The sequence below is a fragment of the Nocardiopsis chromatogenes YIM 90109 genome, assembly GCF_000341185.1.
GTDB classification, from domain to species: Bacteria; Actinomycetota; Actinomycetes; order Streptosporangiales; family Streptosporangiaceae; genus Nocardiopsis_A; species Nocardiopsis_A chromatogenes.
Map to the genome: position 1 here is coordinate 1 of NZ_ANBH01000045.1, position 6,658 is coordinate 6,658.

The 6,658-nt window shown below is 74.5% G+C and carries 6 protein-coding genes and 1 riboswitch; of the genes, 3 read left to right on the forward strand and 3 right to left on the reverse strand.

The features are described 5' to 3' along the window. Positions 1-127: 127 nt before the first annotated feature. On the reverse strand, positions 128-937 hold the full coding sequence (gene otsB / locus D476_RS0104175) for a trehalose-phosphatase (RefSeq protein WP_017622719.1): 810 nt from the start codon (positions 935-937) through the stop codon (positions 128-130). Next, complete coding sequence (locus D476_RS0104180; protein WP_017622720.1) at positions 937-1,236, reverse strand: DUF3263 domain-containing protein; 300 nt, start codon at positions 1,234-1,236, stop codon at positions 937-939. Before D476_RS0104180 ends, otsB begins: the two co-directional genes overlap by 1 nt. A 235-nt stretch (positions 1,237-1,471) precedes the next feature. Here D476_RS0104180 and D476_RS0104185 point away from each other — a divergent pair, with 235 nt between their 5' ends. Both D476_RS0104185 and D476_RS0104190 read left to right on the forward strand, forming a co-directional pair. Next, on the forward strand, positions 1,472-2,689 hold the full coding sequence (locus D476_RS0104185) for a S8 family serine peptidase (RefSeq protein ID WP_017622721.1): 1,218 nt from the start codon (positions 1,472-1,474) through the stop codon (positions 2,687-2,689). Between the two features lie 233 nt (positions 2,690-2,922). Next, positions 2,923-3,513, forward strand: a complete 591-nt coding sequence (locus D476_RS0104190; RefSeq protein ID WP_017622722.1) for a GrpB family protein — start codon at positions 2,923-2,925, stop codon at positions 3,511-3,513. Here D476_RS0104190 and D476_RS0104195 read toward each other — a convergent pair. After that, positions 3,485-4,921 (reverse strand): alpha,alpha-trehalose-phosphate synthase (UDP-forming), encoded by a 1,437-nt coding sequence (locus D476_RS0104195; RefSeq protein WP_017622723.1) that lies wholly within the window; start codon positions 4,919-4,921, stop codon positions 3,485-3,487. The genes D476_RS0104190 and D476_RS0104195 overlap by 29 nt on opposite strands. A gap of 234 nt (positions 4,922-5,155) precedes the next feature. Beyond that, a riboswitch (SAM riboswitch) is annotated at positions 5,156-5,298 on the forward strand. A gap of 13 nt (positions 5,299-5,311) precedes the next feature. Between D476_RS0104195 and thrC the strand changes: the two genes are divergently transcribed. Beyond that, complete coding sequence (thrC, locus tag D476_RS0104200) at positions 5,312-6,589, forward strand: threonine synthase (RefSeq protein WP_017622724.1); 1,278 nt, start codon at positions 5,312-5,314, stop codon at positions 6,587-6,589. Positions 6,590-6,658: the final 69 nt, after the last annotated feature.

Below are 6,658 nucleotides of genomic sequence, written 5' to 3' on the forward strand. Positions count from 1 at the left end.
GCCGCCGCCGCACCGGCCTCGACGACCTGCGCGCGGCGATCCGCGCCTGTTTCGGCGAGTGAGGGGGTGACCGGGGCAGTGGGGGCCCTGCCCGGGGACGGGCCCTGAGGGAGGGGACGCCGCCCGGTCAGGGCAGCAGGCCCTCCAGCAGGTCGGCGATGCCCTCGGGGCCTTCGACCACGAGGTCCGCCTGCTCGGCCAGCGTCGGCGCCTCCGACGAGCCGCTGCACACCGCCACCCCGGGCACGCCCCGGGTGCGCAGCTCCCGTACGGTCGCGAACGCGGGCAGGTCGCCGAGGTCGTCACCGGCGTACAGCAGCGCGCCGGGCCGCACCCGGTCGGCCAGGGCGGTCAGCGCCGCCCCCTTGTCCATCCCCGGGGGCCGCAGCTCGATCACCATGCGCCCCGGCTCCACCGCCAGCCCCGCGCGCTCCGCGATCAGGCCCAGCGGTTCGCGTAGGGCCTCCAGCGCCTCGGCGGGCCGGGCCGCGCGGCGGGTGTGCACGGCGACGGCCTTGCCCTTGTCCTCCACGTGCACCCCTTCGCCCACGGGGCCCAGGTCCGCCAGCAGGCCCGGGATCGCGGCGCGCGCGTCCTCCAGGCCCTGCACCGCGCCGGGGCTGGTGAGCCGTCCGTCCTCCCAGCGCTCCAGGCCGTAGTGGCCGAGCACCACGATCCCGGGCACACCGTCCAGACCGCCGTACTCCACGGCGGTCTCCGCGGGGCGTCCGGTGACCACGGACACCCCGGCGACCCGGGGAGCGAGGGCGCGCAGCGCCGCCAGCGCGCGGGGGTGGGGGCGCGCGTCGCGCGGGTCGGGCACGATCGGTGCCAGGGTCCCGTCGAAGTCGAAGGCGAGCAGCGCCGTGGACGGCCGGGCGGCGATCGCGCCGAGCGCGGCCGCGCCGTCGGAGGTACGCGGGCGGGGAAGCGCCATTACAGGCGGATGCCCAGGCGGCGGGCGGTGCGCTGGCGGCGCCGGTCGGCGCGCAGACGGCGGACCCGCTTGACGGTCATCGGGTCGAAGGCGAGCGCCTCGGGGCGGTCCACCAGGCCGTTGAGCAGCTGGTAGTAGCGGGTGGGGGAGAAGCCGAACTCGTCGCGGATCGCCTGCTCCTTGGAGCCTTCGAGCTTCCACCACTGGCTCTCGAAGGCGAGGATGCGCCGGTCGCGCTCGGCGAGCCCCGGCGCAGCGTCGGTTGAGGGGTCGGAGGGTTGTTCCCGGATTTCTGGCATTGCACGCCTCCTCTTCGGGATCGGCGCGAAACATCGTAGCGACTCGTCCGAGGGCCGACGCAGGGGACCGCACAGGTTCGGCCCCCGGGGTAAGCAGCCCCTTACCGAAGGCCCATCCCGTTCGCATACACGTGCGAAGCTGGCAGAATTGCCCGTGCGCGCGGCCCTGACCAGCGCTTCGGTGGCGGAGCGCCGCGCCGGCCTCGCAACCGGAAACGTCACGGGGGGACACTCCATGCGCACCAGCCACGCCGGCTCCGGCCTGTGCGCGCTGCTGCTGGCCGCCGGCGCGGTGGCCGCGCCGACCGCACCGCCAGCGTGGGGCGATGAGCTCATCGACCAGTGGGGGCTGGAGGCCGTCGGCGCCCGCGACGCCTGGGACGCGGCCGAGGAGCAGGACGAGGGCCGCGGCCGCGGCGCCACGGTCGCCGTGGTCGGCACCGGCGTCGACGCCGAGAACCCGAACCTGGGCGGCGAGGTGACCGTGGGCACCGACTTCTCCGGCGCCGGGGGCGACGGCGCGGACGGCTCCTCGACCGCCGTCGCCGCGGTGGCGGCCGCCACCGGGTACGGCGTGGAGACCCACGCGCGGTTCATGGGCGTGGCCCCCGACGCGGACGTGCTGTCGGTGCGGGTGGCCCCCGAGGGCGGGAGCGCCGAGGACGGCGACGCCCTGGAGCGCGGCATCCGCTACGCCGCCGACGAGGGCGCCCAGGTCGTGGCGGTGGCCGACGGTGTCGCCGAGGGGCAGGACATGGAGGGCGTCGCCGCCGCCGTCGCCTACGCGGTGGGCGAGGGGGCGGTGGTGCTGCTCCCGGGGGGCGACCCGGCGGCCCGCGCGGCGTCGGCGTCCGAGGGGGCGCTGGCCGTCGGCCCGGTGGACCGCGACCTCGCTCCGGTGCAGACCTCCCCGGAGCAGGCCGCTCAGGGGCAGGAGTCCCCGGCGCAGGGCGGCGCGCCGGACGTGTCCGCCCCCGGTGACGACGTGGAGGCCCCGGCCCCCGGCGGCGGCTACGAGCGGTACGGCGGTGCGGGGATCGCGGCCGGTTTCGCCGCCGGTACGGCCGCGCTGGTGCGCGCGGAGTACCCGCAGCTCCTGCCCGACCAGGTGGCCCAGGCGCTGACCGCGTCGGCGGGCGAGGGGGTGGTGAACGCCCCCGCGGCCGTGCAGGAGGCGGGCGGCGCCGCCGAGGACATCCCGCTGTACAACGAGGACCTGGTGGATGAGGACCGGGGCCTGTCGATCCCGGCGTGGACGCTGTGGACCGTCGGCGGCGTGCTCGTGCTGGTCGTGCTCGTGGTGCTGACGCTGGTGCTGCGCCGCACCGCGAAGAACCCGTACGACCTGCCCGAGCGCGGCCAGGGGGCGGGCACCGAGGGGACCGGGGACGGCGCGGCCCAAGGGCGCCCCTCGGGCCGCCGCCGCAAGGGCGCCGGCCGCCGGAGGAGGTAGACCGGGTCCGCAGCCCTAGGACCGGGCGTGGTCGCCGACCTCCGTCGTCGCCGCCGTCCGCCTCGCGCTCCACCGGCGCCTCACCCGGCTGAAGCCGGTGAGCGGGCCCCGACGGGGCCGCCGCTGTCCGGGGGCAGGGGCGCCGCCGGTGTGGACCGTCCCCGGGCGAACACGGCGGGTGCCCTATGTGAGCCCGGCTTGACGATCACGGCGCAGGTCATGAGACTTCCGGCATGTCCCCCACCCACGAATCCCCCGAACGGCTCCCTGTGCGCGGTGAAGCGCGCGGAAGCCACTTCGACCGCTCGTTCGGCCGAGGCGGTGAGCGCGTCGTCCTGACCGGGCACGACCCCAAGTGGCCCTACCTCTTCCAGCGCGAGGCGGAGCGGGTCCGCGAGGCCCTCGGCCCCGCCGCCCTGGCCGTCGAGCACGTCGGGTCGACGGCCGTGCCCGGCCTCGCCGCCCGCCCCTGTGTCGACCTGCTGCTCCTGGTGGGCGACCCCGCGGACGAGGCCGCCTACCGCCCGGCCCTGGAAAAGGCCGGGTACGTCCTGCACTACGCCGAACCCGACTTCCACGACCACCACGTGTTCAAGGGGCCGGACGTCAGCACCACCCTGCACGTGTTCGCCGACGGCCCCGAGCCCCGGCGCATCCTGGCCTTCCGCGACCGGCTCCGCGCCGACGCGGGGGACCGCGAACGCTACGAGCGCGCCAAGCGCGACCTCGCCGAGCGCCACGGGGACAGCGTCCAGGACTACGCCGAGGCCAAGACCGGGGTGATCGAGGACATCCTCAGCCGAGCGCCCGAAGCTGGTCGGTGAACCACCGCTCGGGCGGGAGCGCCGACGCCCGCTCCACCAGGCGGTCGCAGCGCGCCGAGCGCTCCGCCTCCGGCAGGGTCAGGGCGGTGTGCAGGGCCTCGGCCGTCTCACCGACGTCGAAGGGGTTGACCATCAGGGCGTCGTCCGACAGCTCGTCGGCGGCGCCCGCCTCGGTGGACAGCACCAGCGCGCACCCGTCCCGGGACACCACCGGCCCCTCCTTGGCCACCAGGTTCATCCCGTCCCTGACGGGGTTGACCAGCAGCACGTCGGCCATGGTGAACGCGGCCAGCGAGCGCGGGAAGTCGTCGTTCACCTCCAGGAGGAGCGGCGTCCAGTCGGCGGTGCCGAACTCGTCGCCGATCTCCTTGGCGAGCCTGCGGATCTCCTCGGTGTACTCGCGGTACTCCGGCACGTCGGTCCGGCTGGGATAGGCGAACGCCAGGTGCGCCACCCGGCCGTGCCACTCCGGCCGGGTGCGCAGCAGCTCCCGGTAGGCCTCCAGGCCGCGGACGATGTTCTTGGACAGCTCGGTGCGGTCCACCCGGACGATGAGCCGCCGGTCGCCGACCCGCTCGCGCAGCGCCGCCGCGCGCTCGGCCACGTCCGGCTGCGCCGCACGCTGCCGCAGCCCGTCGGCGTCGGCCCCCAGGGGGTGGACGCCCACCCCGATGATCCGGCCGCCGTACTCGACGGTGCGCCGCGCCAGGTCGACGTCGGCGCGCAGGAACTCGGCGCAGCAGCGCAGGAACGCGTCGGCCCAGCGCGCGCTGAGGAACCCGAGGTGGTCGGCGCCGAGCATCCCCTCCAGCAGTTCGCGGCGGACCCCGGAGGGCAGCATGCGGAAGTACTCCGGCGGCGCCCAGGGGGTGTGCGAGAAGTGCGCGATGCGCAGGTCGGGGCGGCGCCCGCGGAGCATCCGCGGCAGCAGCGCCAGGTGGTAGTCCTGCACCGCCACGCGCGCGTTCTCCGCCGACCCGGTCAGCAGCGCCTCGGCGAAGGCCGCGTTGTAGGCCCGGTAGTCCTCCCAGCGCCGCTGGAACGCCGCGTCGAAGACGGGCTTGGACGGCGTCTCGTAGAGCATGTGCTGGACGAACCACAGAGTCGAGTTGGCGACGCCCGTGTAGGCGTTGTCGAAGACGTCCTGGGGGATGTCGATCATCGTCACCCGCAGGCCGCCCAGGTCGGTGGTGCGGTCGATGCGCCCCTCGGGGGCCTGTGCGGCGGCGGTCCGGTCGGCGTCGGACAGCGCCGCGCACACCCACAGGGTGTCGCCGTGCTCTGCGGCGGCGCTCAGACCGGAGACCAGCCCTCCGCCCCCGCGCCGGTGCGTGAGCGCCCCGGCGTCGTCGACCGAGTAGGACACCGGTCCTCTGTTGGACGCGACGAGGATCTGTGCCTTGTCCACCTGAAGGTTCACCTCTCGGGAAAGCCGGTTCGGGGTGATGGGGTGATGTAGGTGTCGCCATGCGCGGCAGGGCGCAAACCCTCCGCCGGGGTCGGGACGCGGTGGAGGGGTGTGGCGTGCGCCATCGTTGTTATCCAGGTCACCATGGATGGAAAACCGGTCGGACCGTCCGTTACAGTCGAGAGCGGATTCTCGACCGAATCCGTCGACAACCGTGTGACCACAACCGAATATCGCTCATCCAGAGGGGTGGAGGGACCGGCCCTGCGAAGCCCCGGCAACCATCCCGGCTCGATGCGCTCGTGAAATCCGCGAGGCGGCCGGGGCAGGTGCCAACTCCGGCCTGGGGCCAGATCGGTCGCCAGGAAAGATGAGAGGAGACGCCTCGCAATGGCGATCAGCGCCCCGGAAGCCACGACCGCCGAGCCCCCCGCCACCGCCCGCCCCTTCGGTCCCGCGGCCGCCCTGTCCTGCCGCGAGTGCGGCGAGCGCTACGAGCTCGGCCCCCGCTTCGCCTGCGAGTTCTGTTTCGGCCCCCTTGAGGTGGCCTATGAGTTCGGCGGCGTCACCCGCGAGGAGATCGCGGCGGGCCCGAACAACATCTGGCGCTACGCGTCGCTGCTGCCGGTCCCCGGGAACGTGGCCGAGCTGCCCAACATGAACCCCGGCCTGACGCCGCTGGTGCGCGCCGACCGCCTCGCCGCCGAGCTGGGCATGGAGGCGCTGCACGTCAAGGACGACTCCGGCAACCCCACCCACTCCTTCAAGGACCGCGTGGTGGCGATGGCCGTCGAGGCCGCCCGCAACTTCGGGTTCACCACCCTGTCCTGCTCCTCCACCGGCAACCTCGCCGGAGCGGTCGGCGCGGCCGCCGCGCGCGCCGGGTTCCGGTCGTGCGTGTTCATCCCGGCCGGCCTGGAGGAGGCCAAGGTCGTCATGGCCGCCGTCTACGGCGGCCGCCTGGTCGCCATCGACGGCACCTACGACGACGTGAACCGGTTCTGCTCCGAGCTCATCGGCGACCCGGCGGGCGAGGACTGGGGCTTCGTCAACGTCAACCTGCGGCCCTACTACGCCGAGGGCTCCAAGACGCTGGCCTACGAGATCGCCGAGCAGCTCGGCTGGCGGCTGCCCGAGCAGATCGTCATCCCGATCGCCTCCGGCTCCCAGCTCACCAAGATCGACAAGGGGTTCCGCGAGCTCATCTCGCTGGGCCTGGTGGAGGACCGCCCCTACAGGATCTTCGGCGCCCAGGCCACCGGCTGCTCCCCGGTCGCCCGCGCGTACGAGGAGGGCCACGACGTCATCCAGCCGGTCAAGCCGGACACCATCGCCAAGTCGCTGGCGATCGGCAACCCGGCCGACGGCCCCTACGTGCTGGACGTGTGCCGCCGCACCGGCGGCGCGGTCGGCCACGTCGGCGACGACGAGGTGGTCGACGCCATCGCGCTGCTCGCCCGCACCGAGGGGGTCTTCGCCGAGACCGCCGGGGGCGTGACCACCGGGGTGCTGCGCAAGCTGCTCGCCGAGGGGGCGATCGACCCGTCCAAGGAGACGGTCGTGCTCAACACCGGTGACGGCCTCAAGACCCTGAACGCGGTCGACGCCGGCGTCACCGCGACCATCCGGCCCTCCCTGGACGCCTTCCGCGAGGCCGGGCTGGACTAGGGGGTGTTGCGTGAATCACGGCCTACTGCGCGGCGTCCAGGCACGCCCCTCGCTGCGTTCTCATCAGTC

What these genes read in the sequence shown, in the direction of transcription:
- otsB (WP_017622719.1), bottom strand. Translation starts at nt 937, where the DNA reads ATGGCGCTTCCCCGCCCGCGTACCTCCGACGGCGCGGCCGCGCTCGGC.
- D476_RS0104180 (WP_017622720.1), bottom strand. Translation starts at nt 1,236, where the DNA reads ATGCCAGAAATCCGGGAACAACCCTCCGACCCCTCAACCGACGCTGCG.
- D476_RS0104185 (WP_017622721.1), top strand. Translation starts at nt 1,472, where the DNA reads ATGCGCACCAGCCACGCCGGCTCCGGCCTGTGCGCGCTGCTGCTGGCC.
- D476_RS0104190 (WP_017622722.1), top strand. Translation starts at nt 2,923, where the DNA reads ATGTCCCCCACCCACGAATCCCCCGAACGGCTCCCTGTGCGCGGTGAA.
- thrC (WP_017622724.1), top strand. Translation starts at nt 5,312, where the DNA reads ATGGCGATCAGCGCCCCGGAAGCCACGACCGCCGAGCCCCCCGCCACC.